Below are 25,639 nucleotides of genomic sequence, written 5' to 3' on the forward strand. Positions count from 1 at the left end.
AGATCCAGAAAGGCGGACGCCATGTCCCACCCGATCGATTCCACCAGCGACGCCGTCTCCGACGCGACCGATCCGACCGCTCCCGCTGCACCGGGCACCCCCTCCGGACCGGCCGCTCCTTCCGATCCGGCCGCTCCTTCCGATCCGGCCGCTCCTTCCGATCCGGCCGCTCCTTCCGATCCGACGGCCCCGGAGAGCACCGGCGGCTTCTCCGCCGACAGCCTTCCCGAAGGCGTCACCCTCGACTCCCTCGTCGACGTCGACGGCAACGGCACCCCCGATGTCGCGCACGTCAGCGATGAAGCCGGCAACAACCTGAACGTCTACCTGGATTCCGAGGGCGGTGTCGTCCTGGTCGAGAGCGACGAGAACGCCGACGGCAAGATCGACACCCTGACCTACCAGGACGATCAGGGCAACGTCATTCAGGAGCAGGACATCGACGGCGACGGCAGCACCGACGCCCGGGCCGTGATGGACCAGAACGGTCAGATCCACCAGATGGACGAGATCGTCGACGGCCAGGTCGTCAGCACCACCTACGACGTGGACGGCGACGGCGCACCCGACGTCACCCTGGCCGACCTGGACGGCGACGGCAACCAGGAGTCCCAGGTCCTCGACGCCGATCACGACGGCGTCGCCGACACCGTCCTCTCCGACACCGACGGCGACGGAATCATCGACCAGGTGTCGTCGGTCTACGGCGGCCCGGACGACTCGACGATCGACCCGACCCTGCCCGACGACAGCGCGGTGCCGTACGAGACCGATCCGGGCACCACCGGCGGACTCGACGGCACCGACCTGCAGGACGCGAGCGGCGTGCACGAGGCGGCGGCCGATCCCGGCCACGACATCGGACTCTGACCCCGTCCTGGCGCCACACGATCGCCGCACCGGCCCCGGGCGGGTGACCATCACGGTCACCCGCCCGGGGCCTTCGTCTGCCCGGGAACATTTCCGGTGCCGCGACCCGTCCAATCCCCGAAGCGCACGGACGACCGGTCCGCGCCCCTCGCCGAAGGACAGCGAACGTGATGACGATGACCGCCCCAGCTCCCGGCAGCGTCTCGATCGGCGGCCGGGTGCACGCCCTGGCCGGCCGCCGGCGGCTGACCGTCGGCTCCGCCGCCGACAACGACATCGTCGTGTCCGGCCCGCAGGTCACCGCGCACCATCTCGCGATCGACTGGCAGGGCGCCGGCTGGGTGCTGCTGCGCCTCGACGCGCAGGCACACCTCGTCGTCGACGGCCGGGACGTGGGGGAGTACCCGGTCATATCGGCGGTCACCGCCTACCTCGGCGATCCGGGTAATGCGCCGGCCCTGGTGATCGTCCTCGCCGGCGCGCAGTCCGCGGCACCGGGCGGCCCGGGCACGTCCGCCACGGCGTATCCGGAGTCCGGGCCGGCACCCGCCGGCCCCGTCGGTGACCCGGACGCGGTGCCGTTGACCGGGTCGGTCACCATCGGCCGGACCGACTTCAACGACGTCGTCGTCGACGATCCACTGGTCTCGCGTTCGCACGCCCGGATCACGCGGCGCACCGGCGGACTGGTCATCGAAGACCTGGCCAGTGTCAACGGCACCTTCGTCGACGGTGCGCGCGTCGGGCAGTGCGTCCTGCACGACGGCGCGGTGGTCACCGTCGGCAACACCGACTTCACGGTCAGCGGGAACGCTCTCCTCCGCGGTGACGGGCACCGCGGCGATGACGGGCTGCAGGTGCGGGGTGTGGGTCTCACCGTCGACGGCGGCCGGGAGTTGCTGCGCGACATCGAGTTCACCGCGCGCCCCGGCACCCTCACCGCCGTCATCGGCCCGTCGGGAGCAGGCAAGTCGACCCTCTCGACCATCATCGCGGGGCTGTCGGCACCGACGACCGGCCAGGTGACCTTCGACGGACGCGACGTCCACGCCGACTACGAGGTGATGCGCACCCGAATCGGCATGGTGCCGCAGTCCGACGTCGTGCACGGCAAGCTGACGCTTCGGCAGGCGCTGCGGTTCGCGGCCGAGATCCGGCTGCCCGCCGATCTGTCCACCGTCGATCGCGACCGCGTGATCGCGTCCGTGCTCGACGAACTGGGTCTGTCGGCACACCTCGACACCCGCATCGACACCCTGTCGGGCGGCCAGCGCAAGCGTGCCTCCGTCGCCATGGAGTTGCTCACCGGCCCGTCGCTGCTGATCCTCGACGAGCCCACGTCGGGTCTGGACCCCGCCCTGGACCGACAGGTGATGGCGGCGCTGCGCCGCCTGGCCTACGCCGGTCGCGTGGTGATCGTGGTGACGCATTCGCTGGCCTACCTCAACCTCTGCGACCAGGTGCTCCTGCTGGCACCGGGCGGCAAGACCGCCTACCGCGGCCGGCCCGCGCACGTGCCGGAGGCCATGGGCACTGCGGACTGGGCGCAGATCTTCGCGCACGTGGCCGCCCATCCCGACGAGGCGCACGACGCTCACCGGCGACGCAGCGCCCGCGAGCCCCGCCTGCGGCCGATCGCCTGCTCGACGGCGACGCCTCTCGTCAGTGCGCCGCGTCCCGGCGCCCGGCGACAGGCCGGTACTGTCGCCCGGCGCCAACTCCGCCTGATCCTGGCCGACACCGGGTACCTGGCCTTCCTCGCGATCATGCCGATCGTCCTCGGCCTGCTGACCCTCGTCATTCCCGGATCGTCGGGATTCGGGCTCGGCAGCGATCCGGACACCGCCGGCGAGGCCGTCCAACTCCTCGTGGTCCTCACCATCGGAGCAGTGTTCATGGGTACCGCGGTCACCGTGCGCGACCTGGTCGGCGAACGCGACGTCTATGAGCGGGAACGCGCAGTCGGTCTCCGTCCCGCCGCCTACCTGTCCGCCAAGGTCGCGGTGTTCAGTGCGGTGGCCACACTGCAGACCCTCGTCATGGTCACCATCGCCTACCTGGGCAAAGGGCTGCCGTCCGGCGGGGTGTTCGGCGCGGCCCCCATCGAACTGATCCTGGCGGTCGCCGCCCTGGCCTGCGTCAGCACCCTGGTCGGTCTGGCCATCTCGGCGACGGTGCGCTCAGCCGAGCAGACCATGCCGCCGCTGGTGATCGTCGTGATCGCTCAGCTGGTGTTCTGCGGTGGACTGTTCCGGCTCACCGCCCCGGTGATCGCGCAGCTGTCCTGGCTGTTTCCGTCCTACTGGGGGTACGCCGGGGCCGCGATGTCCACCGACCTGAGGGCCAACGCACCCCTGGCGCCGCAGACCAAGGACATGGGCTTGTGGGACCCGACGGTCGCCGACGCCGTCCTGGCGACCAGTGCACTGATGCTCATCGCGACCGCCCTCATCACCTACATCGCATCGCGTCTGCGGCTGCCCCGATGACCACGATTCGTCGGATCCGGGGAACATTCCACGGCGTCGCGTCCGTCCAACCGTCGACGCTCGAACTATTCTCGAGGCGTGGACCGGTGTGATCCGGTGACACCGCCCCGATCCACAGAGGAGGAAGCATGAGCGACGAAGACGGTTCGATCCTGGCCGAACTGGGCATCACGGTCGACGACGTCGCGCCGCCCGGGGACGTCTGGACCGCCGCCCTCGACGCCGCCTTCGACGACTCGCTGCCGTCGGACGACTCGACCGTCCCGGTCATGGACGACGACCCCGCGATACCCGACGACGACGGGCAGGTGATCGTCGTCGACGATCCGTCCGACCACGACGCCCACCACGCCGGCGCCGCACCCGATCACGTCGACGTGGATCTCGGCGGCCTCGACGACGCCCACCACGACGGCCTCGACCACGAGGATCCGGACCATGACGGCCTCCAGCACGACGGGCCGGCGCTGGATCCGGGACACGACGCCCATCACGACCCCGCCGGCCACGACGACCTGAACGGCCATCACGGCGACATCGGTCTCTGACGGGCCCCGGATCCACGGAATGACCGGACGGTCCCACTAGGATCAGCCTCACTAGGATGAGCCGAGTCGCGTCCCGTTGGGGAACGCGGAAGCAGCGAGAGCGGGGAGAGACGTGGACGAAGGCGTCCTACTCATGCAGGCGCGGGACGGCGACCAGCACGCCTTCGCCGACCTCGTCACCGCTCACCGCAACCAGATGTGGGCCGTCTGCCTGCAGATCTGCGGGAACCAGCACGACGCCGAGGACGCTCTGCAGGCCACCCTTCTGGCGGCCTGGCGCAATCTCGAGAAGTTCCGCGGCGAGGCGCGGATCAGCACCTGGTTGCACCGGATCGCCGCGAACAACGCCATCGAGGTGGTGCGCCGCCGTCGCCCGGACACCCGGATCACCGACTTCAACGACCCCGATCAGGCGATCGACCTCGCCGACGATCCGGCCGGCATCGCCTTCGACGAACGGATCGCTCTCAGCGACGCGCTGCGCGCCGCTCTGGCCGGACTCTCCGAGGATCTACGAGAGGCGGTGGTCCTTCGCGAGTTCGCCGACTTCACCTACAACGACATCGCCGAACACCAGGGTGTCGGGGTCCAGACCGTGAAATCGCGACTGAACCGCGCCCGGAAGCAGCTCGGCGACGCGCTCCGCGGTCAGCTCGGTCCGGATCTGGGCGCCTAGCGTCTCGTGTGGCCGCGCCGAACACCGGACTGCGGCAGGATGGGAGGCGTACACCGTGAGGGAGAGGAAACGCCAGTGACCGAATACGACCCCTACGCCGCGCTCCCGGCGCTGCCGGAGATCACCGTCACCTCGGAGGACTTCACCGAAGGTCAGACCCTGCCGCTGCCGCAGGCGTCGGCCATCTTCGGCGCCGGCGGCCGAGACGTGTCACCGCAGCTGTCGTGGTCGGGATTCCCGGCCGAGACCAAGAGCTTCGCCGTCACCGTCTACGACCCCGACGCCCCGACCGCGTCCGGGTTCTGGCACTGGGCGGTCGCCGACATTCCCGCGACGGTCACCTCACTGTCGAGCGGTGCGGGCGCACCCGGATCGGAGCTGCTGCCGTCCGGAGCTCAGACGCTCACCAACGATGCGGCGCTCCAGCAGTACGTCGGCGCCGGCCCGCCGCCCGGGCACGGACCCCACCGCTACATGTTCGTGGTGCACGCCGTCGACGTCGAATCCCTCGACCTGCCGGCCGGGGCCAGCCCGGCATTCCTGGGCTTCAACCTGTTCTCCCACGCGATCGCGCGCGGGCGCCTGACCGGAATCTTCGAGCAGCCGGGCGGGGAGTGACCCGAGGAGGTCAGACTCCGGTGCCGACCGCCTCGGTGATCGACGAGAAGCCGGCGTCACGGACCTTCTGGGCCAGGCCCTCGTTCAGCTCGCGCAGCCACACCGGTCCGCCGTAGATGAACCCGGTGTAGACCTGCAGCAGATCCGCACCGGCGCGGATCCGGTCCCAGGCATTGTCGACCGTCTCGATGCCGCCCACACCGATCAGCGCCACCCGGCCACCGACTCGCGCATGCAGCCGGGACAGCACCTGCAGGGCCCGTTCCTTGACCGGGGCGCCGGACAGGCCGCCGGCACCCATCGCCGCCACCTCGTCGGCCGGGGTGGTCAACCCGTCCCGGCTGATCGTCGTATTGGTCGCCACGATTCCCGCCAGCCCGAGCTCGACGGCCAGATCGGCGACCGCGTCGACATCCTCGTCGGACAGATCGGGAGCGATCTTCACCAGAACCGGGACTCCGGCGACCTCTTGGACGGCGGCCAGGATCGGCCGCAGCGACTCGACCGCCTGCAGATCACGCAGACCGGGAGTGTTGGGGGAGCTGACGTTCACCACCACGAAGTCGGCGAGGGGACCCAGCAGACGCGCACTGAACCGGTAGTCCTCGAGCGCCTCGTCGACCGGCACGACCTTGGTCTTGCCGATGTTGGCGCCGATCGGCACCGGCACCGGTCCCGGCCGACGGCCGGCGAGTGTCCGGGCGGCGGCCTGCGCACCCGGATTGTTGAAGCCCATCCGGTTGATCAGCGCGTGATCGGCGGGCAGCCGGAACAGCCGGGGCGCCGGATTGCCCGGCTGCGGCTGTCCGGTGACGGTGCCGACCTCGGCGAAGCCGAAGCCGATCTGACCCCAGGCGTTCACCGCCTTCGCCGTCTTGTCGAAACCGGCGGCCAGGCCGATCGGGGTGGGGAAGTCGACGCCGAACACCTTCGAGCGCAGCACGTCGTCATGGGCGGGCAGCACCTTCGCGGTCAGGCTGCGGACCCCGGGGGCCGCGCCCGCGAACCGCAGGAAGGCGAAGGCCACGTGGTGGATCCGTTCGGGCGGCACCAGGAACATCGCCTTCATCAGCCACGGGTACAGCACCGCGTTCAGTCGATTCAGCACGTCGAAGGCTCCTCTCAGCGCAGATTCTGGACGGCGGGGGGCACCACCTGCAGACCGTCCCCACGACCGGACAGCAGGAGCAGGGTGCCGTCCCCGGCGACCGCCATCGCCGACACCTGACCGACCGTCGGGACGCGGCCGCGTTCGCGGGGCTCTCCGGTCGACGGATCGTAGGCGGTGGCGATGTTGTCGCCCGTGGTCGAGACCCACAGCAGGTCGCGCTTCTCGTCGTAGGCGACGGCGTACGGACTGGCGCCGGCCGGTGCGCGGAAACGCATCACGATCGGCTGGCCGAAGAAGCCCAGCACCTCGCCGTCACGGGTGTTCGCGACGCTGATCCGGCCGAAATGATCGATCACGGCACCGCCGGCACCGTTTCCGGCGCGCAGCGACGCCTTGTGCTCGCCGCTCTCGACGTCGATGGGCTCGACCAGCGACTGCGCGCGATCGAGTACCACGACCTGTCCGGGCAGCGCCGCCGTCGGCGGACCGACCAGGAGATCGTCGACCCGGTCGAAGCCGCCGATGTCACGCTGCAGGTGTCCGTCGGCACCGAAGACGAGCACGTGACCGGTCCGGGTTCCGACCAGAACGCGGTCACCGTCCCGGGCGACGCTGAGCGCCGAGTCGAGCTCCGACCGGCCCTGCACCGCCGTGTCCTGATGGGTGCCGTCGGCGGCCACCCGGATGATCGCGTTCGGGGTGACGACCAGAAAACCGTCGCCGTCGGCGGCGAGCGCCTTCACATCGCGCACCTCGGTCGGCGTCGCCGACCCGGGCGCAGCGACCGTCGCCAGATGCAGTGCGCCGTCGTCCCCGGCGAACGCGATCCGGTCGCCGGCCACCGCCAGGCCGGTGGCGGACGGTGCCGGCACGACCGTGCCCGCCGGAGTATCGGTGTTCCGCGGCGACACGGCTGCGGTCGCGGGTGGCAGGGCCTTGCCGGCCCCGTCCGAATCGTCGCCCGAGCCGCCACCGCACGCGGCGAGAACCCCGCTGAGCAGCAGCGCTGAAAGAACGCTGAGGAGCTTGTGTCGCACGCGCATGACTCCATCTTGCGCCGTACTTCCCGGCCCGGACCCATCGGGGTACTGTGGGCGCTCGTGACCGACATGACCTGGGCCCAGTCCATCGTTCTCGGAGCAGTCCAGGGACTGACCGAATTCCTGCCGATCTCGTCGTCCGGCCATCTCCGGATCGTCTCGGAGGTCTGGTTCCACGACGATGCCGGCGCCTCGTTCACGGCGGTCAGCCAGCTCGGCACCGAGGCGGCCGTGCTGGTCTTCTTCGCCAAGGACATCTGGCGGATCCTGCAGGCCTGGTTCAGCGGGGTGAACTACCTCGTCAAGGAACAGATCCAGCAGCGCGCACCGGGTCTCGCGCAGCGCCGGAAGCTGTGGGTCGGCCCCGACCCGCGCGGGCTGGACTACCGGATCGGCTGGTACGTCATTCTCGCCACCATTCCGATCGGCGTGCTCGGCTACGTGTTCAAAGATCAGATCCGCACCGCAGGCCGCAATCTGTGGCTGGTCGCCATCGTGCTGATCCTGTTCTCGTTCGTATTCGTCGCCGCCGAACGGTACGCCACCCAGAAGCGTTCGCTGGAGCAGCTGACCACGCGTGACGCGATCGCGATGGGCCTGGCCCAGTGTCTCGCTCTGATCCCCGGCGTCTCACGGTCGGGATCGACCGCCAGCGCTGGACTGTTCATGGGCGTCACCCGCGAGGCCGCATTCCGGTTCTCCTTCCTGATCGCCATTCCCGCCGTGCTGGCCTCGGGACTGTTCAGCCTTCCCGACGCCTTCCATCCCAGCGGCGAGGGACTGTCGGCGTCCGGCGCCCAGATCGCGGTCGCCACGCTCATCGCGTTCGTCCTCGGCTACGCCTCGATCGCCTGGCTGCTGAAGTTCGTCAGCGGACACTCGATGGTCTGGTTCGCCGGCTACCGCATCCTGCTGGGCATCGTCGTGATCATCCTTCTGTGCACCGGAGTCGTCAGCGCCACCTAGGCCGGTCTCATTAGGCTGGACGCATGACGGTGATCCTGGTCCGGCACGGACGCTCGACGGCCAACACGGCCGGGCTGCTCGCCGGCCGGACACCCGGCGTCTTCCTCGACGATCACGGCACCGCCCAGGCACGCGAACTGGCCACCCGGCTCGACGGCGTCCTCGACCGGCTGACCGCCGTCGTGCGGTCACCCCTCGAGCGCTGCGGGCAGACCGTGGAACCCCTGCTGGCCGCGACCGCCGGCCGCGACACCGGGGCCGTGCCGGAGGTCGTCGTCGACGATCTGGTCGAAGTCGACTACGGCGACTGGTCCAATCGCGGGCTCGGCGACCTGGTGAACGAGCCGCTCTGGAAGACCGTGCAGACCACGCCGTCCCAGGCGGTGTTCCCGGGCGGCGAAGGACTGGCGGACGTCTCGCGCCGGGCCACCGCCGCCGTCCGGGCCCTCGACCGCGTGCACGGCGGCGACGACGGCGCACACCCGTGGGTGCTGTGCTCACACGGCGACGTCCTCAAGGCGATCCTGGCCGACGCCCTCGGCATGGCACTCGACGACTTCCAGCGCATCGTCGTCGCACCCGCCTCCATCAGCGTGGTCCAGTACGCGCCCCAGACGGTGGTGCACACCGTCAACAACGCGGGCGCCGTGACGCTGCCGGCGCGGCCTGCGCAGGCGACCGCCGTCGGCGGATCGACCGGCACATGACCTGCGTGCGCGGTGCCGGTCGCAGGTACCGTGGGCGACAGAGCGACCAGGCGAAGAGAGAGGCGGCGCGGTGACACGGCAGATCCACGAGTTCCGGGATCCTGAGCGTTTCGTCGCCGGCACCGTCGGACAGCCCGGCGATCGCACCTTCTTCCTCCAGGTCGATCAGGGTGCGCAGACCCTGTCCGTGCAGATCGAGAAACAGCAGGTTCTGATCCTGGCCGATCGTCTCGGCTACCTCCTGGACGAGGTCGAGCGCCGATTCGGGACCCAGGTGCCGCCCGAGGGCGAGGTGCGCGACGCGGCGCCGCTGCACATGCCGATCGACGTCGAGTTCCATGTCGGCTCGATGGGTCTCGGCTGGGATGCCGAGGCCGAATCGGTGGTCGTCGAACTGCTGGCCGTCACCGAGCAGCCGATCGACGAGGCGGTGATCCTCGACGACACCGCCGACGGCCCCGACACGGTCCGGATCTTCATGACACCGGAGTCGGCGCGCGAGTTCGCGGCCCGGTCGATGAAAGTGGTGGCGGCGGGCCGGCCCCTGTGCCCGCTGTGCCGCCAGCCGCTCGACCCCGGCGGTCACATCTGTGCCCGGAACAACGGCTACAAGCGGGATGCGGAGCTGTCCCGATCGCTCGAGTTCGTGGACCCGGAGGTGCTCGGCATGCTCGGACGCCTGGTGCCCGGCTTCGACGCGGCCTTCGACGTCGACGACGAGTCCGACGAGTCCGGCGACGACCCCCACGACGATCGCGACCGGCCGGACGACGCATGAGCGTCGCGACGGATCCCGCGGCGATCCGTCGCCTGCTGACCGACGGCCACCTCTCGCTGTACGGCCAGGTGCGCGGCGCCAGCAATCTCACCCTGGTCTGCGACGCCGAGCTCGACGGGCAACGTCTGCGTTGCGTCTACAAACCCGTCCGCGGCGAGACACCCCTCTGGGACTTCCCGGACGGCACTCTCGCAGGCCGCGAAGTGGCGTCGGCGTCGATCGACCAGGCGCTCGGCTGGGGGATGATCCCGGAGACCGTGCTGCGCGCCGATGGCCCGGAGGGTGCAGAGCTCGGACCGGGAATGGTGCAGCGGTGGATCGAGGAGCCCGAGGAGCCGGTCGTGCCGGAACCCGTCGAGATCGCCCCGATCGCCGACGTCCCGGACGGCTATGCGCCGGTGGTGCGCGCCGAGGAGGACGACGGCACCATCATCGCCATTGCCCACGCCCTCGACGACCGGCTGCACCGCCTGGCCGTCCTCGATGTGGTGCTCAACAACGCCGACCGCAAGGGCGGACACATCCTGACCGACGCCGACGGGCGCGTCTACGGCATCGATCACGGCATTCTGCCTGCACGCCGACCCGAAACTGCGCACTCTGCTGTGGGGATGGGCCGGCGAACCCGTCGACCCCGCACTGCTCGACGATCTGGCCCGGCTCGCGGCGGCGATCACCGCCGGCGAACCGCCGCTCGACCGGTTGCCCGACCACCTCACCGACACCGAGATCGCGGCGCTGCTCGCCCGGATCGACCATCTGGTGGACACCGGTGTCATGCCCCGGGCGCCGATGCAGCGCGCCATTCCCTGGCCGCCGTTCTGAGCCTTCGCCCCGGCGACATACAGTTGAGGGCATGCAATCGTGGCCGTCGCCCTCGCTTCCGTCGCTGCCCGGCACCGGGCCCGCCCTGCGGCTCTACGACACCTCCGACCAGCAGGTGAAACCCCTCGCCCCCGGTCCGGTCGCCACCATGTACGTCTGCGGCATCACGCCCTACGACGCCACGCATCTCGGTCACGCGGCCACCTATCTGGCATTCGACGTCGTCAACCGGGTACTCCGGGACCAGGGACACGACGTCCACTACGTCCAGAACATCACCGATGTCGACGACCCGCTGTTCGAGCGGGCCGAGCGCGACGGAGTGGACTGGCGTGACCTGGGGACCCGGGAGATCGAGCTGTTCCGGGAAGACATGACGGCGTTGCGTGTGCTGCCGCCGCGCGACTACGTCGGTGCGATGGAAGCCGTCCCCGAGGTGGTGGACGCCGTGCAGACGCTCCTCGACTCGGGCGCCGCCTACATCGTCGACGATCCCGAGTTCCCGGACGTCTACTTCCGGGCCGACGCGACACCCGTGTTCGGATACGAGTCGAACTACGACCGCGCCACCATGGAGAAACTGTTCGCCGAGCGCGGCGGCGATCCGGACCGGCCGGGAAAGCACGACCCGATCGATGCGCTGCTCTGGCGTGCCGCGCGCCCCGGTGAACCGTCCTGGGACGCGCCGTTCGGTCCCGGACGGCCCGGCTGGCACATCGAATGCTCGGCCATCGCCTTCACCCGCCTGGGGCACTCGTTCGACATCCAGGGCGGTGGCAGCGACCTGATCTTCCCGCACCACGAATACTCGGCGGCACACTGCGAATCCCTGAGCGGCAACCGCCGGTTCGCACGGCACTACGTCCACACCGGCATGATCGGTCTGGACGGCGAGAAGATGTCGAAGAGTCTCGGCAACCTCGTGAAGGTGTCCGTGCTGCGCTCGGAAGGCGTCGACCCGGGGGCGATCCGGCTCGGGCTCCTCGCCGGTCACTACCGATCGGACCGCATGTGGTCCCACGCGGTGCTGCAGGAGGCCGTCGAACGCCTCGACCGGTGGCGTGCCGCCGTCTCGGCGGAGACGGCGCCCGATGCGACAGACGTGATCGCCCGCATCCGGACGCATCTCGCCGACGACCTGGACACGCCGAAGGCACTCGCCGCGATCGACGGCTGGGCCGCCGAGACCGGACGCGGAATCGGCTCGTCCGCGTCGGCGCCGGCCGAGGTGGCAGCCGCGGTCGACGCCCTGCTGGGCGTCGACCTGCTCGCCTAGTTGTAGTGCTCAGGGACATTGTTTGATCTGGCTGCCCTGATCTGAAGAGAACCTCCCGGCAGAGTGGAGCTTGCTTACCACTCGCTCTGCAAAACAGGAGGTTCTCGTGTCCCACGCTAATGCGGCACTGACGCCACGACAACGGCTGAAGCTCGCGCGCAAGGTCATCGATGACGGATGGTCAGTTGGTGCAGCTGCCGACTACTTCCGAGTGTCCTGGCCGACGGCGCAGAAATGGGCCCGCCGGTACCTCGAGCTCGGACCCGAAGGCATGGCCGATCGGTCCTCGCGGCCGCACTCTCATCCGAACCGGACGCCGCTGCCGGTGGTGAAGAAGATCGTGCACCTACGGATCCGTAAACGCTGGGGTCCAGTCCAGATCGCCGGCCGGTTGAACCTGCCGGCCTCCACGGTGCACGCGGTGCTGGTGCGGTGCCGCCTCAACCGGCTCTCTCATGTCGAGGTGAAGACCGGTGAACCGATCCGACGCTACGAACACGACACACCCGGCTCGTTGATCCACGTCGACGTCAAAAAACTCGGCAACATCCCAGATGGCGGCGGGTGGCGCTCTGTCGGCCGCAGCCAAGGCGGCCGCAACCGAGCAGTCACAGCCACTGAACGCAACAAGCGCCGTCAGCCGTTAATGCGGCACGCCTACGTGCACACCGTCATCGATGACCACTCCCGCGTGGCCTACGCCGAGATCCACGACGACGAGAAGGCGGTCACCGCGATCGGTGTGCTGCAGCGGGCCGTGTCCTGGTTTGCCGATCGAGGGGTTCGCGTGCAGCGAGTCCTCTCCGACAATGGCTCGGCATACCGATCCAAGGACTGGCAACGGGCCTGCAACCAGCTTGGTATAAGACCCCAACGCACCCGCCCATACCGTCCACAGACGAACGGCAAAATCGAACGATTCCACCGCACCCTGGCCGACGGTTGGGCCTACTCGCGGCACTACAACTCAGAGTCAGCACGCCGAGCCGCCCTGCCAGCCTGGCTGCACTTCTACAATCACCACAGGCCCCACACCGCCACCGAGAAGCGCCCTCCGATCAGCCGCCTCTCAAACAACCTGCCTGAGCACTACACCTAGTCGACCAGCTCGCCTGCAGCCGCCGCCAGTTCTTCGCCGACCGTCTCGTGGTGCTCGGCGTCGGGATCCGATCCGGTCGCGTCGACGTCGACCTTCGTCTCGGTCTCCACGGGCTTGTGGCCCTTGGTGAAGAGCGAGAAGACGGCGGCCAGAATGCAGCACACCACCGCGAAGGTGAAGGCCGCGCTCAGACCGTCGGCGAACGGATCGGAGATCAGACGCGGGAAGAACTCCAGACCCGTCAGGTGATGGAGCTGGTCCGGTGACAGCGAGCCGGTGTTGTCGCCGATCAGCATCTTGATCGGGTTGTAGCCCAGGAACGCCGCGAACAGGATACCGACGGTCGGCAGATGGGCGATCGCGCTGGAGGTCTGCGGATCCAGCCCACCGGCCGTCAGACCGTCGAACATGGACTGCGGCAGACGACTGCTCAGGCCGGCGATCATCAGCGAGAAGAACAGGCCGATCGAGAGCACCATCGACGCGTTCTGGAAGGTGGCGAACATGCCGGCACCGGAGCCGCGTGAGTCGGCGGGCAGGCAGTTCATCACCTCGGCGCGGTTCGGCGAGGAGAACAGGCCCATACCGATGCCGTTGAGCACCAGGATGATCGCGAACACCGGGTAGGAGAAGTCCACCGGAATCAGGATCAGAGCCACGAATGTGGCCGCCGTGATGAGCATGCCGATCGTGGTGAACCGCTTGGCGCCGAACTTGTCGGACAGGATGCCGGACGTGGGTGCCGACAGCAGGAAGCCGATGGTCATCGGGACCATGTAGATACCGGCCCACAGGGGAGTGCGCGAATAGTCGTAGCCGTGCTGAGGCAACCAGATGCCCTGCAGCCAGATGATCAGGATGAACTGCAGGCCGCCACGACCGATCGACGCCATCAGGTTGGCGGCGTTACCGAAGGTGAACGTGCGGTTCTTGAACAGCGACAGCTTGAACAGAGGGTTGTCGACCCGGGTCTCGATGACGCCGAACACCACCAGCACCACGAGGCCGCCGATGATCGCGGCCAGCACATACGGGTTGGCCCACCCCATGTCCGACGAACCGTAGGGCTGGATGCCGTAGGTGATGCCCACCAGGATCGAGATCAGGCCCACCGCGAAGGTGATGTTGCCCCACCAGTCCATCTTCGACGGGGTCCGCACTCCGGTGTCGTGCAGCATGATGTAGGCCCAGATGGTGCCGATCACGCCGAACGGCACCGACACCAGGAACACGTAGTGCCATTGGATCGGGGCGAGGACACCGCCGATCAGCAGGCCGAGGAACGAGCCGGAGATGCCGGCGACGCCGTTGATGCCCATGGCGAGACCACGCTGGTCCGGAGGGAAGGCGTCGGTGAGGATCGCCGACGAGTTCGCCATCAGGAACGCGCCGCCGATGCCCTGGATCACGCGCCAGGCGATCAGCCAGATCGCCGCCCCCGCACCGTCGAACCAGGTGATCGCGAGGAAGATCGACGAGATCGTGAACACCGCGAAACCCATGTTGTACATGCGTGCACGGCCGTACATGTCACCGAGGCGCCCGAAACTGACCACCAGGACCGCGGTCACCACCATGAAGCCCATCATCATCCAGAGCAGGTAGCTGGTGTTCTTCGGTTCCAGAGGGTTCAGCGAGATGCCCTTGAAGATGTCGGGTAGGGCGATCAGGACGATCGAGCTGTTGATGGTGGCGACGAGCACGCCGAGCGTCGTATTCGACAGGGCGATCCACTTGTAGCCGGGCCGGTCGGTGGGCGACGGCTTCGCGGCGGGTGGTGCGGAGGTGGTCATCGGGTCTCCTCGGGTCGTGGCTGTGGTGGTCAGGCGGTGATGAGGGCGGCGGCGAGCAGACGGAGGCCGTGCTGGACGGTCTCCCGGTCGTCGGCGCCGAGCCGGTCGAGTGCGGTGGCGAGTTCCCCGACCCGTACGCTGCGCACATTCGTGACGAGGTCACGACCCGTAGCGGTCGGTTCGAGGAGACGTGCTCGTGCGTCGTCGGGATCGGGGGTGCGGTCCACGTATCCGTCACGTTCGAGTGACGTGACGATCTTGGACATCGTGGGAGCGGACACGCCCTCGAGCTCGGCGAGCGCCGACAGGCGCAGGGGAGCGTGATGGACGATGGTCCACAGGGCGGCCGCGGCACCGGCGGTCAGCCCGCTGCCGTAGGCGCGGGAGCGAAGCAGACGGTTGACGGTCGTCAGATCGTGGTGCACGGATCCCGCATCGACGGCTGTCGACACGGCTGCGGCGGTGCGCTGATCGGCTGTCATGCGGTGACTCCTCTCGACCAGAGCAGTATTAGTTGCCACATGCCAAGTAATCGACAGGTAAAGGAATCCGGCGAGCGGGTCCGTGTGACGAAGCCGCAGGTGACGGCGCCGCGACGTCGTTCGGCTGGGTATCGGCTGTGACGGAGAAGACAGTGCCGGCTCCGGTTTCGGGTCCTCGGGGTCGTCGCGGATGCACCGATGGATGCATCGGCGGCCTCCGGGGAGCGGCTTCTCCGATAGGCTGCTCGCGTGGCCCTGGTGAACGAGATCCCCGACGGCACCGACTCCGGTGTCTTCGCGGTGCGCACCCACACGTCCACGTATCTGCTCGACCTCGGTGAGGGCACGCTGCTGCGCGCACCGGGTGTCGGCCGGCACGACGACGAGGTCTGGGAGGTCAGCGAACTGCGCCGTGACTCCCAGGACATCCCTCTCCTGGAAGTGCGCAGCTGCAAGGTGGGCGATCCGGCCCAGTTCTGGGTGAGCGCCGCCGATGATCCGGATGTCCGGACCTGGCGCATCACCACGCCGGTGATCGAGATCGAGAAGATCGACTAGCCGCTGCTCCCGTCGGTGTCAGCTCCGCCTGCCGATCTACACCGACAGGTGCAACCGACATCGACTGGTTGAGCTGAGGTGGGACTGGTCAGGTGAGGCGTCGCAGCCAAGGACGCACCAGATTCGGCAGGCGACCGGATTCGAGATCGGCCCAGGTCCACCGGATGACCATGACTCCCAGAGCCCGAAGACGGTCCTCGCGAGTCTTCTCTCTGATCACCACGTCTTCGACGGACTCTCCCGATCTCCGCAACGATCTGCCGTACTTCTTCAGCCCATCGAATTCGCCGACCAGTCTGCGGTGCCAGTCGAAGTCGACCCGGCAGTCTCGACGGCCGCCGATGTCGTACCAGACCTGGAGTTCCGGGACCTCGATTCCGGCGTGGATCAGCTGAGCACGGCTCCACGATTCGCCGACCGACTCGGAGAGTCCGCTGGCGTGGTGGAGTGCACGCCGGGCGACGGACGATCCGATGCGCCGTGTCCGTTCGAGTTCCATCGTCAGCGCATCGCGGCCGGTGCCGAGGTCGATGGCACTGTCGAGAACGGTGAGCGCGCCGGCGAACGTGGTGCTGCAGGCGACGTCGATCGCGGTCCTCGCCAAGGATGTGACTCGTACGCCGTCGACCACCAGAGCCTGGGAGTCGTCGACCGTCCCTTGATGGATATGCCGTCGATGGCGATGCATGCCGCGCCCGTGCGGTCCGCTCAACAGATGGATGTCCGTGTGGCTCGGTTTCAGAAGCCGCAGGCCGTGAAGCGCGGCCGCCGACTCGTGGCTCAGGGTGGGCGGTGCACCGCGCCCCGATGTGGCGAAGGCGATGCAGCGCAGCCGGTACTTCACGTCGCCGCGTCTGGGGCCGTCGGGCAAGCGCTCAGCGTGCACGTAGTCGCCGTGGCCGAGATGTTCGAGTTCGCCTCGTGCGGTCAGAGTCGACAGCGCGTCGTCCGTGAATCCCAGGTCGAGAGCGGCGGCGCGCCGCACGAATCCTCGATCATCGACAGGCAGTTCCATGCGGTTTAGACGCTGCGGGACCGCGAACGGTTCCCTCCACGCTTCGGCCTGTCTGTTTCAGGTCCGGCTGTCGATCTACACCGACAGGTGCAACCGAAATCGACTGGACGAGGGGAGTGGGGAGTGGGGCGGGCTACCGCTGGTCTCGCTGGCCGCGTTCGTCGCGGCCGCGGCGCCGCAGATACCGCTCGAATTCGGCGGCCAGCACGTCGCCGTCGACGTCGTCGCCCAGAGAATGCTCGGCGTCGTCGAGTTCCTCGAGATCACGCACGTACCCGGCCATGTCCTCGTCTTCGGCGGTCATGTCGTCGTAGGCGGCCTGCCACTTGTCGGCCTTGGCGGGCAGTTTGCCCAACGGGATCGCCGTGTCCAGCACGTCCTCCAGACGGCTCAGCAACGCCAGGGAGGCGCGCGGCTGCGGCGGATTCGCCGCATAGTGCGGCACCGTCGCCCACAAGGTCATCGCGGGGATTCCGGCCTCGGTGAACGCACTCTGCAGAATCGTCGTGATCCCCGCCGAGCCCGTGTACTTGTCCTTGGTGAACCCGTGCTCGGCGGCGGCCTCCGCCGAATCGGCGCATCCGGTCACCTTCACCGGTCGGGTGTGCGGAATATCGGAGGTGTAGGCGCCGAGCATCACGGCACGCTCGGTGTTCAGGGTCATCGCGATGTCCACGATCTCCCGGCAGAACGCCGGCCAATGGAAGTTCGGCTCGATACCGGACACCAGCACCACGTCACGATCGGCGTCGGGCAGACGGCAGTACGAGACGAGCGTCGACGGCCACTCGACGCGCCGCAGCACGCCGTCGACCTGCCGGACCACCGGTCGCGACACCTGTAGGTCGTAGTAGTCGTCGGGGTCGATGTTGTGCAGATCGGTCGCATCCCAGATCAGGGCCAGGTGATCGACCGCGTCTGTGGCGGCGTCGCCGGCGTCGTTCCAGCCGCTGAACGCCGCGATCAGGATCGGATCACGGAGTTCGGGCAGACGGTCGACGGGCTTACGGGTCACTCCACCAGCGTACGAGTCGAGCGTTCACCGTGCGAACTACTCTCGGACACATGTCCCGCACCCAGTCCGGCAGCGACACGTGACCGCCCTCGCTGTGGTCCTCGCGCTGCTGGCATCCGCCATGTTCGCGGGGGCGGCCGTGCTGCAGCAGCGAGCGGCCGCCGATGTTCCCGACGAGCGGCCGGGCGCGCTCGGCTTCGTCGGACAACTGTTGCGCCGCCGCACATGGCTCGCCGGTATCGCCCTCGACACCCTGGCGTTCGGCGTGCAAGCGGCGGCGCTCGCGGTCGGCAGCGTCGTCCTGGTGCAGCCGCTGCTCGTCACGACCCTCCTCTTCGCGTTGCCTCTGGAAGCGTGGACGCACCGGCGCCGACTGACCGTCGCCGAATGGACGTGGTCCGGGGTGCTCGTCGCCGCGCTGGCGGTGTTCGTGCTGCTGGGCAGGCCCACCGCCGGCGTGACCAGACCCTCGGCCGAATCGTGGACGGTACCGGCGGTGGTACTGGTGGTCGTGCTCGCGGCATGTGTCGGCGGTGCTCGCCTGCTGCGGCGGGGCGCCGGACGATCCCTGGTCCTGGCCGTGGCCGCCGGCACGGTGCTCGGCTACTCCGATCCGCTCACCAAGACGGCGATGGACGAACTCGGTCACGGGGTCTGGCGGGCGCTGTCGAGCTGGGAACTGTGGGCGATGATCGTGGCGGTGATCCTCGGAACCTTCTGGCAGCAGCTCAGCTATCACGCCGGCAGCGTCCAGACGTCGCTGCCGACGGTGAGCGTCCTCGAACCGGTGGTCGCGGTGACACTGGGCCTCACCCTGTACCGGGAACACCTGCACGTCGACGAGCTCGGCGGGGTCGCCGTCGTCGCCTCGGTCGTCGTGATGGCGGTGGCCACGGTCGCCATCGGACGTCTCGGAGCAGACACCAGCCTGAACGAGGAGGCCCAGGCGCCGGTCGCCTAGCGCCGGTTCGATCGGCGAATCCGCTCCCCGGTGGCCGGCGGGACTCTACCGTCGGGGTATGTCCGATTCACCGCATGTCCTCGTGATCAACCCGAACACCAACACCCAGACCACCGACACCATGACGAGCCTGGCCACCCAGCAGCTCGCCGGCAGCGGATTGACCGCGGTCGGTGCCACCGCCGCCGAAGGGCCGAGTGTGATCGTCGATCCGACCGCCCTCGCGGCCAGCGTTCCGCAGGTCGTCGCCGCCGCCAAGAAGTCGGTGAACAGCGCGACCCGCGGCATCATGGTCGCGGCGATCGGCGACCCCGGTGTGGACGACCTGCGCAAGATCTACGACATCCCGATCATCGGTATCGGCGGCGCCGCCGTCCTCGCCGCAGGCGCGGACGGGGAGCCGTTCGGCATGGTCACCACCACCAAGGAGCTCGGTCCCTCGCTGGAGGCACTCGTCAAAGCGAATCAGACGGCCCCGTTCACCGGGCTGCGGTTCACCAGCGCCACCGCCGAAGAAGTCGCCGCCGACCCGAAGCTCGCGATCACGACGCTTTCCGCGGCGATCGACGAATGCGTGAAAGACGGTGCGAAGTCGGTCATCATCGGCGGCGGCCCGCTCAGTGCCGCGGCCGACGAACTGGCCAAGACCAGCACGGTCGGCATCGTTCAGCCGGTGCCGAGTGCGGCCGCCTACCTGGTGAAGGCCATCAACCAGTAGTGCCCGTGACCCGCCACGTACCGTGGGAGTCATGACGAGCACCCCGCCCGCCGATTCACTGCCCGCCGCCGTCCTCTGGGACATGGACGGCACCATCCTGGACACCGAACCGATCTGGGATGTCGCGATGGAACGGCTTGCACAGCGGCACGGCATCGTCATGACGCCGGAGTTGCGGGAGGCGACGCTGGGAAACAACAGCGTCGACGCTCTCACCAAGGTGTACGACGCCGCCCGTGTGCCCGAATCGGGACGCGACTTCGACAGCGATGAGCGCTGGATGATCGACCTGGTGATCGAACTCTTCGACCGCGAGCTGCCGTGGCGGCCCGGCGCTCGGGACACGCTCGACATGATCGCCGCGGCGGACATCCCGATGCTGTTGGTCACCAACACGATGCGGGAGGTCGCGGACGTGGCGATCGGGTTCATCGGTGCCGACCGCTTCATCGCCACGGTCTGCGGTGACGAGGTCGAGACCGGAAAGCCGGCCCCGGACGTCTATCTGCGGGCCGCCGCACTCGCGGGCGCCGATCCGCGGGACTGTCTGGCCATCGAGGACTCGCCGACCGGCTCGGCCGCCGCCCACGCCGCCGGGGTGCCGACCCTCGTCGTGCCGTCCGCGGTCGCCGTACCGGCCGCGTCCCGGCGGACCTTCCGGGACAGTCTGGTCGGCGTCACCCTCGATGATCTGACCGCCGCATGCGCCGGCGGAGCGCGGTGAGGCTCCGGCGCGGGGCGGCGGCTCCGCTTCTTCTCGCAGCCGCAGCCGCAGTCGCCGGCGTGACGGCCTGCGCCGGTGCGGAGACCGGCACGCCGATCGCCGAGAGCACATCGTCGACCGCCGTCTCGGCATCGTCGACGCCGACGGTGGCGAGCAGCACGCCCGACCGGGCACCGGGTCTGGGTCGTGATCTCGGAGAGCTGTCGCTGGCCGGCTACTGGAACGACACCGCGCAGACCCTCGATGTCGCGACGGCCGGGCCGGTACCGGGCGAGCAGGTCGCCCTGCGATGCCACGTCACGGTGACGGTGCGAGAGCACACCAACGCGGTCCTGGTGTCGGCCGCCATGACCGACCGCGGACTCGCGGACGGCGCCGATCCGGCGACCTCGCCGTGCCGTCCGGTGGCAGGGCACCTGATGAATGCGCAGACCTGGCTCGACGTGCCCATCGGTGATCGGCCCGTCTACGACGTGTCCGGCCGGCCCGCCGCGGCGTCGACCCTTCCGGTCGCCGCCGACCAGCATCCCCATCCGGCGCCCGAACCGGCGCCGCCCGGTTCCGAAGTGCACAAGCCGTCCGGACCGCAGACGCCGATCAGCGTCGACCACTCCTGGCGCCCGCTGCCTCTCCTGGCCGGCGAGCACCCGCAACCTGGCAGCATCACGCGACACTGACCGTCCGCCGGTATCTGAATCGCGAACGGCGGGGTCGACGTGCGAACATGGGTAACCGTGAAAACCTTCGACGACCTCTTCGCCGAGCTGACCGAGAAGGCAGCGACCCGACCCGAGGGCAGTGGCACGGTCGCCGCGCTCGACAAGGGCGTCCATACCCTGGGCAAGAAGATCATCGAGGAGGCCGGCGAGGTCTGGCTCGCCGCCGAGCACGAATCCGATGATTCGCTCGCCGAGGAGATGTCGCAGCTCCTGTACTGGGTGCAGGTGATGATGATCAAGCGCGGGCTCACGCCCGAGGACGTCTACCGCTTCCTGTAGACCTCGCCGGAACCACCACGACCACGACCGAAGAAGAGAGCCTCGCCATGCTGCGCGTCGCCGTGCCCAACAAGGGCGCCCTGTCCGAAGCCGCCGTCGGCATCCTCACCGAGGCCGGTTACCGCAAGCGCTCGGACCCGAAGGACCTCAACGTCATCGACGTCGCCAACGACGTCGAGTTCTACTTCCTTCGCCCGAAGGACGTCGCGATCTACGTCGGTGCCGGACGACTGGACCTGGGTATCACCGGCCGCGATCTGGCCGCCGACTCGGGCGCCGAGGTGATCGAGGAGGTGGCGCTCGGTTTCGGCGCGTCGACCTTCCGGTACGCCGCCCCCGGCGACGAGCAGTGGAATGTGGAGGATCTCGAGGGCAAGCGCATCGCCACCTCGTACCCGAACCTGGTCCGCAAGGATCTCGCCGAGCGCCGTATCGACGCGGAGATCATCCGCCTCGACGGCGCCGTGGAGATCTCCATCCAGCTCGGTGTCGCCGACGCCATCGCCGACGTGGTCGGTTCGGGCCGGACCCTGAAGCTGCACGGGCTGAAGGCCTTCGGCGAATCCCTCTGCGACTCCGAGGCCGTGCTGGTGCGCAGCGCCGACGCCAAGGAACCGTCCAAGGATGCGGCGCGCTTCATCGCTCGCGTTCAGGGCGTCGTGTTCGGTCAGCAGTACGTGATGATCGACTACGACTGCCCGAAGAAGCTGCTGGACCAGGCAGTCGCCCTGACCCCGGGCCTGGAGTCGCCGACCATCTCGCCGATGGCCGACGAGGAGTGGCTCGCCGTCCGGGCGATGGTGCCGCGCAAGACCCACCAGTCGCTCATGGACGATCTCGCCGAGCTCGGCGCCCGCGCCATCCTGGCCTCGGACATCCGCTCCTGCCGGTTCTGACCTCTCAGCCCTGCCGGCTGAGCAGCGAGGTCTGCGCGGAACGTCCGAGGAAGCCGGTGACGTCGTAGAGGTCGGCGAACGACGCCGCATAGCCGGTGGCGCCGGCCGCCATGTTCGAGTCGATGCCGACCCAGTCGCCGGCCGGCTGCTTGATCAGGTGCACCGTGGTGTCGGTATTCATCCACGACCACGTCATCGGGTCGAGCGGCGTGCCGACACCGTTCGCGACGTCGATCACGGTGAACGCCGACGCCAGGGGAGAGGTGTGTTCGCCGGCCACCAGGGGCAGGTTCGGCTTGATCCAGATCGCGGCCAGACCGCCGACCCGGCTCGGCTGACCGCACACGGTGACGGTGCCGATGAACCCGACACGACCCCACGGCACCTCGATGCCGTTCACCTCCGGGAATCCGATGTGCTGTTCCAGCCGGTCGGGCGTCAGGTCCAACGGGGTGCGCGGTAGGCGCTGCACCGACGACGAATCACAGGACTTCAGACGCCACGCGGTCGCGCGGGCCACCAGACGGTAGGTCCCGTCATCCTGCTGGACCTCCAGCTCCGCGGAGACCTGGGAGATCTGCCGGCCCGGCCGCGGGACGACCGCGCGCACCCGATTCACACCGAGCCCGATCGCACCCAGGATCTCCATGGTGACGCGACTGAACTCCTGACCGTCGGACGGATCCACCGCTCGCTCCATGGCCCGGACGAGGAGACCGGTGGGCGGACCGCCGTGCTGGATCTTCGGCGACCAGACGCTCACCACCGCGCCGCTCGGCCGGAAGTACTCGTACGTCGCGTCGGCACCGTCCGGCGGGTCGATCGGGGTGAAGTAGGCGGTGAAGTCGGACTGTTCCGTCACCTGACTGGGCTCCATGACCGCACTCTATGACAGGGTTGAGGAACCCGACGATCCGCCCCGAAAGAGGAACCACGACACGATGGCGACCACCGGCCCCTTCGCCGTAGGCGACCGAGTCCAGCTCACCGACGGCAAGGGCCGCAAGTTCACCGTGGTGCTGGAGGAGGGCAAGAACTTCCACACCCATCGCGGCGCCATCGCCCACGACGACCTGATCGGCGCCGACGAAGGCACCGTCGTCGAAGCGACCAGCGGCACCGAATACCTGGCGTTGCGGCCGCTGCTGACTGACTACGTCGTCTCCATGCCGCGCGGCGCACAGGTGATCTACCCGAAGGACTCGGCGCAGATCGTCTCCGAAGGCGACATCTTCCCGGGCGCCACCGTGATCGAGGCCGGCGCCGGTTCGGGCGCCTTGACTCTGTCGCTGCTGCGGGCCGTCGGCGCCGACGGCTCGGTCCTGTCCTACGAGGTCCGCGACGATCACGCCGAGCACGCGGTCCGCAACGTGGAGACGTTCCTGGGTGCCAAGCCGGACAACTGGGAGCTGCGAGTAGCCGACCTGGCCGACCACGACCCGGCCGAACAGGCCGACCGGATCATCCTCGACATGGTGACCCCGTGGGAGTGTCTGGACACGGTGAAGGCCACGCTGCGGCCCGGCGGCGTCCTCACCGTCTACGTCGCGACGGTCACCCAGCTGTCGCGCGTCGTGGAGGCACTGCGTGAACAGCAGTGCTGGACCGAACCGCACGCCTGGGAATCACTGGTACGCGACTGGAGCGCCGTGGGACTGGCCGTCCGGCCCGAACACCGGATGCAGGGCCACACCGCCTTCCTGATCACCGCACGGCGGCTCGCCGACGGCACGCAGACATTGCGGGTGCAGCGTCGCCCCACGCGCGGATAAGCTGGAGACGAGAGAACGACGATGAGAAGCAGGTGCGTATGAGCGAGTCGGATCGGCCCGGAGGCAGTTCGGACCTGGCGAACCAGGTCGATCAGCTGACCAAGCGCAACGAGAAGCTGATGGACACGCTCAATGACGCGCGTTCGCAGCTCATCGCGCTGCGGGAAGAGGTCGACCGCCTGGGCACGCCGCCGAGCGGATTCGGGGTGCTCCTCGACATCGTCGACGGCGAGACCGTCGACGTGTTCACCTCCGGCCGCAAGATGCGCCTCACCCTGTCGCCGAACATCGACACCTCGAGCCTGCAGCGCGGCCAGGGGCTGCGCCTGAACGAGGCACTGACCGTCGTCGAGGGCGTCGGCTTCGACCTCGTCGGTGAGATCGGAACCTTGCGTGAAGTGCTGCCGAACGGTCGGCGCGCACTGGTCGTGGGCCACGCCGACGAGGAACGCGTGGTCAATCTGGCCGAGCCTCTCGTGCACACCGACGACGGCGGCACCGCCGAACGCAAGCTGCGTCCGGGCGACTCGCTGATGATCGATACCAAGGCGGGGTTCGCGTTCGAGCGCATCCCCAAGGCCGAGGTCGAGGACCTCGTCCTGGAAGAGGTGCCGAACGTCGACTACGAGGACATCGGCGGACTGCGGCGCCAGATCGAGCAGATCCGCGACGCTGTCGAGCTGCCGTTCCTGCACGCCGAGCTCTTCCGCGACTACGACCTGCGTCCGCCGAAGGGTGTGCTGCTGTACGGCCCACCCGGATGTGGCAAGACGCTCATCGCCAAGGCGGTCGCCAACTCGCTGGCCCGCAAAATGGCCGAGGCGCGCGGTGAAGACGCCCTGTCGGCGAAGTCGTACTTCCTGAACATCAAGGGCCCGGAGCTGCTCAACAAGTTCGTCGGCGAGACCGAGCGTCACATCCGGCTGATCTTCCAGCGGGCCCGCGAGAAGGCGTCCGACGGCACACCGGTGATCGTGTTCTTCGACGAGATGGACTCCATCTTCCGCACCCGGGGTTCGGGCGTCTCGTCCGATGTCGAAACCACCGTGGTGCCGCAGCTCCTGAGTGAGATCGACGGCGTCGAGGGCCTGGAGAACGTGATCGTCATCGGCGCCTCCAACCGTGAGGACATGATCGATCCGGCGATCCTGCGTCCCGGCCGACTGGACGTGAAGATCAAGATCGAGCGGCCGGACGCCGAGTCGGCGATCGACATCTTCTCCAAGTACCTGACGACGGATCTGCCGCTGTCGGCCGACGACGTCAAGGAGTTCGGCGGCGACGAACAGGCCTGCGTGGACGGCATGATCGAACGCATCGTCGAGCGCATGTACGCCGAAACCGACGAGAACCGCTTCCTGGAGGTCACCTACGCCAACGGTGACAAGGAGGTCATGTACTTCAAGGACTTCAACTCCGGCGCCATGATCCAGAACGTGGTGGACCGGGCCAAGAAGTACGCGATCAAGGAACAGCTCGACACGGGTCGGCCCGGCCTGCGGATCGGGCACTTCCTCGACTCGATCCTCGATGAGTTCGCCGAGAACGAGGACCTGCCGAACACCACCAACCCGGACGACTGGGCGCGGATCTCCGGCAAGAAGGGCGAACGGATCGTCTACATCCGCACCCTCGTCACAGGCAAGAGCAACGGCGCCTCCCGTGCCATCGACACCGAATCGAACACCGGGCAGTACCTGTAAC

Annotated in this window: 26 protein-coding genes and 1 pseudogene; 20 read left to right on the plus strand and 7 right to left on the minus strand. The window is 68.5% G+C overall.

Annotation, left to right across the window (positions count from 1 at the left end; all coding sequences use genetic code 11):
• The first annotated feature begins 21 nt into the window (after positions 1 to 21).
• From QM774_RS04030 to QM774_RS04050, 5 genes are all read left to right on the plus strand, one after another.
• Positions 22 to 870 (plus strand): hypothetical protein, encoded by an 849-nt coding sequence (locus tag QM774_RS04030; protein WP_414974659.1) that lies wholly within the window; start codon positions 22 to 24, stop codon positions 868 to 870.
• A 170-nt stretch (positions 871 to 1,040) separates the two neighbouring features.
• On the plus strand, positions 1,041 to 3,359 hold the full coding sequence (locus QM774_RS04035; RefSeq protein ID WP_414976585.1) for an ATP-binding cassette domain-containing protein: 2,319 nt from the start codon (positions 1,041 to 1,043) through the stop codon (positions 3,357 to 3,359).
• 128 nt (positions 3,360 to 3,487) lie between these two features.
• Complete coding sequence (locus QM774_RS04040; RefSeq protein ID WP_414974660.1) at positions 3,488 to 3,907, plus strand: hypothetical protein; 420 nt, start codon at positions 3,488 to 3,490, stop codon at positions 3,905 to 3,907.
• A gap of 112 nt (positions 3,908 to 4,019) precedes the next feature.
• Entirely contained in the window at positions 4,020 to 4,583 is a 564-nt protein-coding gene (locus QM774_RS04045) for an RNA polymerase sigma factor (RefSeq protein ID WP_414974661.1), read from the plus strand.
• Positions 4,584 to 4,658: 75 nt separating this feature from the next.
• Entirely contained in the window at positions 4,659 to 5,201 is a 543-nt protein-coding gene (locus QM774_RS04050; RefSeq protein ID WP_414974662.1) for a YbhB/YbcL family Raf kinase inhibitor-like protein, read from the plus strand.
• A gap of 10 nt (positions 5,202 to 5,211) precedes the next feature.
• On the opposite strand, the gene QM774_RS04055 is transcribed toward QM774_RS04050, so the two are convergent.
• Both QM774_RS04055 and QM774_RS04060 read right to left on the minus strand, forming a co-directional pair.
• On the minus strand, positions 5,212 to 6,309 hold the full coding sequence (locus tag QM774_RS04055; protein ID WP_414974663.1) for a quinone-dependent dihydroorotate dehydrogenase: 1,098 nt from the start codon (positions 6,307 to 6,309) through the stop codon (positions 5,212 to 5,214).
• A gap of 14 nt (positions 6,310 to 6,323) precedes the next feature.
• Entirely contained in the window at positions 6,324 to 7,355 is a 1,032-nt protein-coding gene (locus tag QM774_RS04060) for a YncE family protein (RefSeq protein ID WP_414974664.1), read from the minus strand.
• Between the two features lie 57 nt (positions 7,356 to 7,412).
• Here QM774_RS04060 and QM774_RS04065 point away from each other — a divergent pair, with 57 nt between their 5' ends.
• The 6 genes and pseudogenes from QM774_RS04065 (at position 7,413) to QM774_RS04090 (ending at position 13,003) form a co-directional block, all read left to right on the plus strand.
• Positions 7,413 to 8,318, plus strand: a complete 906-nt coding sequence (locus tag QM774_RS04065; RefSeq protein ID WP_414974665.1) for an undecaprenyl-diphosphate phosphatase — start codon at positions 7,413 to 7,415, stop codon at positions 8,316 to 8,318.
• Between the two features lie 23 nt (positions 8,319 to 8,341).
• A complete protein-coding gene (locus QM774_RS04070; RefSeq protein ID WP_414974666.1) occupies positions 8,342 to 9,025 on the plus strand; it encodes an MSMEG_4193 family putative phosphomutase in 684 nt (227 codons plus the stop codon).
• A 70-nt stretch (positions 9,026 to 9,095) separates the two neighbouring features.
• On the plus strand, positions 9,096 to 9,803 hold the full coding sequence (locus QM774_RS04075) for a DUF3090 domain-containing protein (protein WP_414974667.1): 708 nt from the start codon (positions 9,096 to 9,098) through the stop codon (positions 9,801 to 9,803).
• A pseudogene (locus QM774_RS04080) lies at positions 9,800 to 10,628 on the plus strand (SCO1664 family protein). The gene QM774_RS04075 and the pseudogene QM774_RS04080 overlap by 4 nt, the downstream one beginning before the upstream one ends.
• A gap of 31 nt (positions 10,629 to 10,659) precedes the next feature.
• Positions 10,660 to 11,904, plus strand: coding sequence for a cysteine--1-D-myo-inosityl 2-amino-2-deoxy-alpha-D-glucopyranoside ligase (mshC, locus tag QM774_RS04085; protein WP_414974668.1), 1,245 nt, complete (start codon positions 10,660 to 10,662; stop codon positions 11,902 to 11,904).
• A 106-nt stretch (positions 11,905 to 12,010) separates the two neighbouring features.
• Positions 12,011 to 13,003, plus strand: coding sequence for an IS481 family transposase (locus QM774_RS04090; protein WP_414974669.1), 993 nt, complete (start codon positions 12,011 to 12,013; stop codon positions 13,001 to 13,003).
• Here the strand turns inward: QM774_RS04090 and QM774_RS04095 are convergent.
• Positions 13,000 to 14,796, minus strand: coding sequence for an MFS transporter (locus tag QM774_RS04095; RefSeq protein WP_414974670.1), 1,797 nt, complete (start codon positions 14,794 to 14,796; stop codon positions 13,000 to 13,002). The two genes, QM774_RS04090 and QM774_RS04095, sit on opposite strands and share 4 nt — an antisense overlap.
• Positions 14,797 to 14,825: 29 nt before the next feature.
• Positions 14,826 to 15,278 carry a MarR family winged helix-turn-helix transcriptional regulator gene (locus QM774_RS04100; protein WP_414974671.1) on the minus strand — a complete coding sequence of 151 codons (453 nt, stop codon included), beginning with the start codon at positions 15,276 to 15,278 and terminating at the stop codon, positions 14,826 to 14,828.
• Between the two features lie 249 nt (positions 15,279 to 15,527).
• Between QM774_RS04100 and QM774_RS04105 the strand changes: the two genes are divergently transcribed.
• A complete protein-coding gene (locus QM774_RS04105) occupies positions 15,528 to 15,836 on the plus strand; it encodes a hypothetical protein (RefSeq protein WP_414974672.1) in 309 nt (102 codons plus the stop codon).
• A gap of 88 nt (positions 15,837 to 15,924) precedes the next feature.
• Here QM774_RS04105 and QM774_RS04110 read toward each other — a convergent pair whose 3' ends face one another.
• Positions 15,925 to 16,851 carry a hypothetical protein gene (locus QM774_RS04110; RefSeq protein WP_414974673.1) on the minus strand — a complete coding sequence of 309 codons (927 nt, stop codon included), beginning with the start codon at positions 16,849 to 16,851 and terminating at the stop codon, positions 15,925 to 15,927.
• A gap of 133 nt (positions 16,852 to 16,984) precedes the next feature.
• Complete coding sequence (locus tag QM774_RS04115; RefSeq protein WP_414974674.1) at positions 16,985 to 17,866, minus strand: PAC2 family protein; 882 nt, start codon at positions 17,864 to 17,866, stop codon at positions 16,985 to 16,987.
• 79 nt (positions 17,867 to 17,945) lie between these two features.
• Between QM774_RS04115 and QM774_RS04120 the strand changes: the two genes are divergently transcribed.
• The 6 genes from QM774_RS04120 to hisG are packed head-to-tail and all read left to right on the plus strand — an operon-like array spanning position 17,946 to position 22,163.
• The gene (locus QM774_RS04120; protein ID WP_414974675.1) at positions 17,946 to 18,827 is read left to right on the plus strand and encodes a DMT family transporter; all 882 of its coding nucleotides are present in this window, start codon (positions 17,946 to 17,948) and stop codon (positions 18,825 to 18,827) included.
• A gap of 58 nt (positions 18,828 to 18,885) precedes the next feature.
• The gene (locus tag QM774_RS04125) at positions 18,886 to 19,545 is read left to right on the plus strand and encodes an aspartate/glutamate racemase family protein (protein WP_414974676.1); all 660 of its coding nucleotides are present in this window, start codon (positions 18,886 to 18,888) and stop codon (positions 19,543 to 19,545) included.
• A gap of 31 nt (positions 19,546 to 19,576) precedes the next feature.
• Positions 19,577 to 20,269, plus strand: coding sequence for an HAD family hydrolase (locus QM774_RS04130; protein ID WP_414974677.1), 693 nt, complete (start codon positions 19,577 to 19,579; stop codon positions 20,267 to 20,269).
• 59 nt (positions 20,270 to 20,328) lie between these two features.
• Positions 20,329 to 20,946 carry a hypothetical protein gene (locus QM774_RS04135; protein ID WP_414974678.1) on the plus strand — a complete coding sequence of 206 codons (618 nt, stop codon included), beginning with the start codon at positions 20,329 to 20,331 and terminating at the stop codon, positions 20,944 to 20,946.
• Positions 20,947 to 21,003: 57 nt separating this feature from the next.
• Complete coding sequence (locus QM774_RS04140; protein ID WP_414974679.1) at positions 21,004 to 21,267, plus strand: phosphoribosyl-ATP diphosphatase; 264 nt, start codon at positions 21,004 to 21,006, stop codon at positions 21,265 to 21,267.
• A gap of 47 nt (positions 21,268 to 21,314) precedes the next feature.
• Positions 21,315 to 22,163, plus strand: coding sequence for an ATP phosphoribosyltransferase (gene hisG / locus QM774_RS04145; protein WP_414974680.1), 849 nt, complete (start codon positions 21,315 to 21,317; stop codon positions 22,161 to 22,163).
• Positions 22,164 to 22,167: 4 nt separating this feature from the next.
• Here hisG and QM774_RS04150 read toward each other — a convergent pair whose 3' ends face one another.
• Complete coding sequence (locus QM774_RS04150) at positions 22,168 to 23,040, minus strand: thioesterase family protein (RefSeq protein ID WP_414974681.1); 873 nt, start codon at positions 23,038 to 23,040, stop codon at positions 22,168 to 22,170.
• Between the two features lie 64 nt (positions 23,041 to 23,104).
• Between QM774_RS04150 and QM774_RS04155 the strand changes: the two genes are divergently transcribed.
• The gene (locus tag QM774_RS04155) at positions 23,105 to 23,935 is read left to right on the plus strand and encodes a tRNA (adenine-N1)-methyltransferase (RefSeq protein ID WP_414976586.1); all 831 of its coding nucleotides are present in this window, start codon (positions 23,105 to 23,107) and stop codon (positions 23,933 to 23,935) included.
• A 38-nt stretch (positions 23,936 to 23,973) separates the two neighbouring features.
• Positions 23,974 to 25,638, plus strand: coding sequence for a proteasome ATPase (gene arc, locus QM774_RS04160; RefSeq protein ID WP_414974682.1), 1,665 nt, complete (start codon positions 23,974 to 23,976; stop codon positions 25,636 to 25,638).
• Position 25,639: the final 1 nt, after the last annotated feature.

Origin of the sequence: Gordonia sp. (in: high G+C Gram-positive bacteria) (genome assembly GCF_047600565.1) — a bacterium.
In the GTDB taxonomy this organism is placed as follows: domain Bacteria; phylum Actinomycetota; class Actinomycetes; order Mycobacteriales; family Mycobacteriaceae; genus Gordonia.

What these genes read in the sequence shown, in the direction of transcription:
- QM774_RS04070 (WP_414974666.1), top strand. Translation starts at nt 8,342, where the DNA reads ATGACGGTGATCCTGGTCCGGCACGGACGCTCGACGGCCAACACGGCC.
- QM774_RS04040 (WP_414974660.1), top strand. Translation starts at nt 3,488, where the DNA reads ATGAGCGACGAAGACGGTTCGATCCTGGCCGAACTGGGCATCACGGTC.
- QM774_RS04155 (WP_414976586.1), top strand. Translation starts at nt 23,105, where the DNA reads ATGGCGACCACCGGCCCCTTCGCCGTAGGCGACCGAGTCCAGCTCACC.
- QM774_RS04130 (WP_414974677.1), top strand. Translation starts at nt 19,577, where the DNA reads ATGACGAGCACCCCGCCCGCCGATTCACTGCCCGCCGCCGTCCTCTGG.
- QM774_RS04030 (WP_414974659.1), top strand. Translation starts at nt 22, where the DNA reads ATGTCCCACCCGATCGATTCCACCAGCGACGCCGTCTCCGACGCGACC.
- QM774_RS04125 (WP_414974676.1), top strand. Translation starts at nt 18,886, where the DNA reads ATGTCCGATTCACCGCATGTCCTCGTGATCAACCCGAACACCAACACC.
- QM774_RS04100 (WP_414974671.1), bottom strand. Translation starts at nt 15,278, where the DNA reads ATGACAGCCGATCAGCGCACCGCCGCAGCCGTGTCGACAGCCGTCGAT.
- QM774_RS04060 (WP_414974664.1), bottom strand. Translation starts at nt 7,355, where the DNA reads ATGCGCGTGCGACACAAGCTCCTCAGCGTTCTTTCAGCGCTGCTGCTC.
- arc (WP_414974682.1), top strand. Translation starts at nt 23,974, where the DNA reads ATGAGCGAGTCGGATCGGCCCGGAGGCAGTTCGGACCTGGCGAACCAG.
- QM774_RS04035 (WP_414976585.1), top strand. Translation starts at nt 1,041, where the DNA reads ATGACGATGACCGCCCCAGCTCCCGGCAGCGTCTCGATCGGCGGCCGG.
- hisG (WP_414974680.1), top strand. Translation starts at nt 21,315, where the DNA reads ATGCTGCGCGTCGCCGTGCCCAACAAGGGCGCCCTGTCCGAAGCCGCC.
- QM774_RS04150 (WP_414974681.1), bottom strand. Translation starts at nt 23,040, where the DNA reads ATGGAGCCCAGTCAGGTGACGGAACAGTCCGACTTCACCGCCTACTTC.
- QM774_RS04095 (WP_414974670.1), bottom strand. Translation starts at nt 14,796, where the DNA reads ATGACCACCTCCGCACCACCCGCCGCGAAGCCGTCGCCCACCGACCGG.
- QM774_RS04110 (WP_414974673.1), bottom strand. Translation starts at nt 16,851, where the DNA reads ATGGAACTGCCTGTCGATGATCGAGGATTCGTGCGGCGCGCCGCCGCT.
- mshC (WP_414974668.1), top strand. Translation starts at nt 10,660, where the DNA reads ATGCAATCGTGGCCGTCGCCCTCGCTTCCGTCGCTGCCCGGCACCGGG.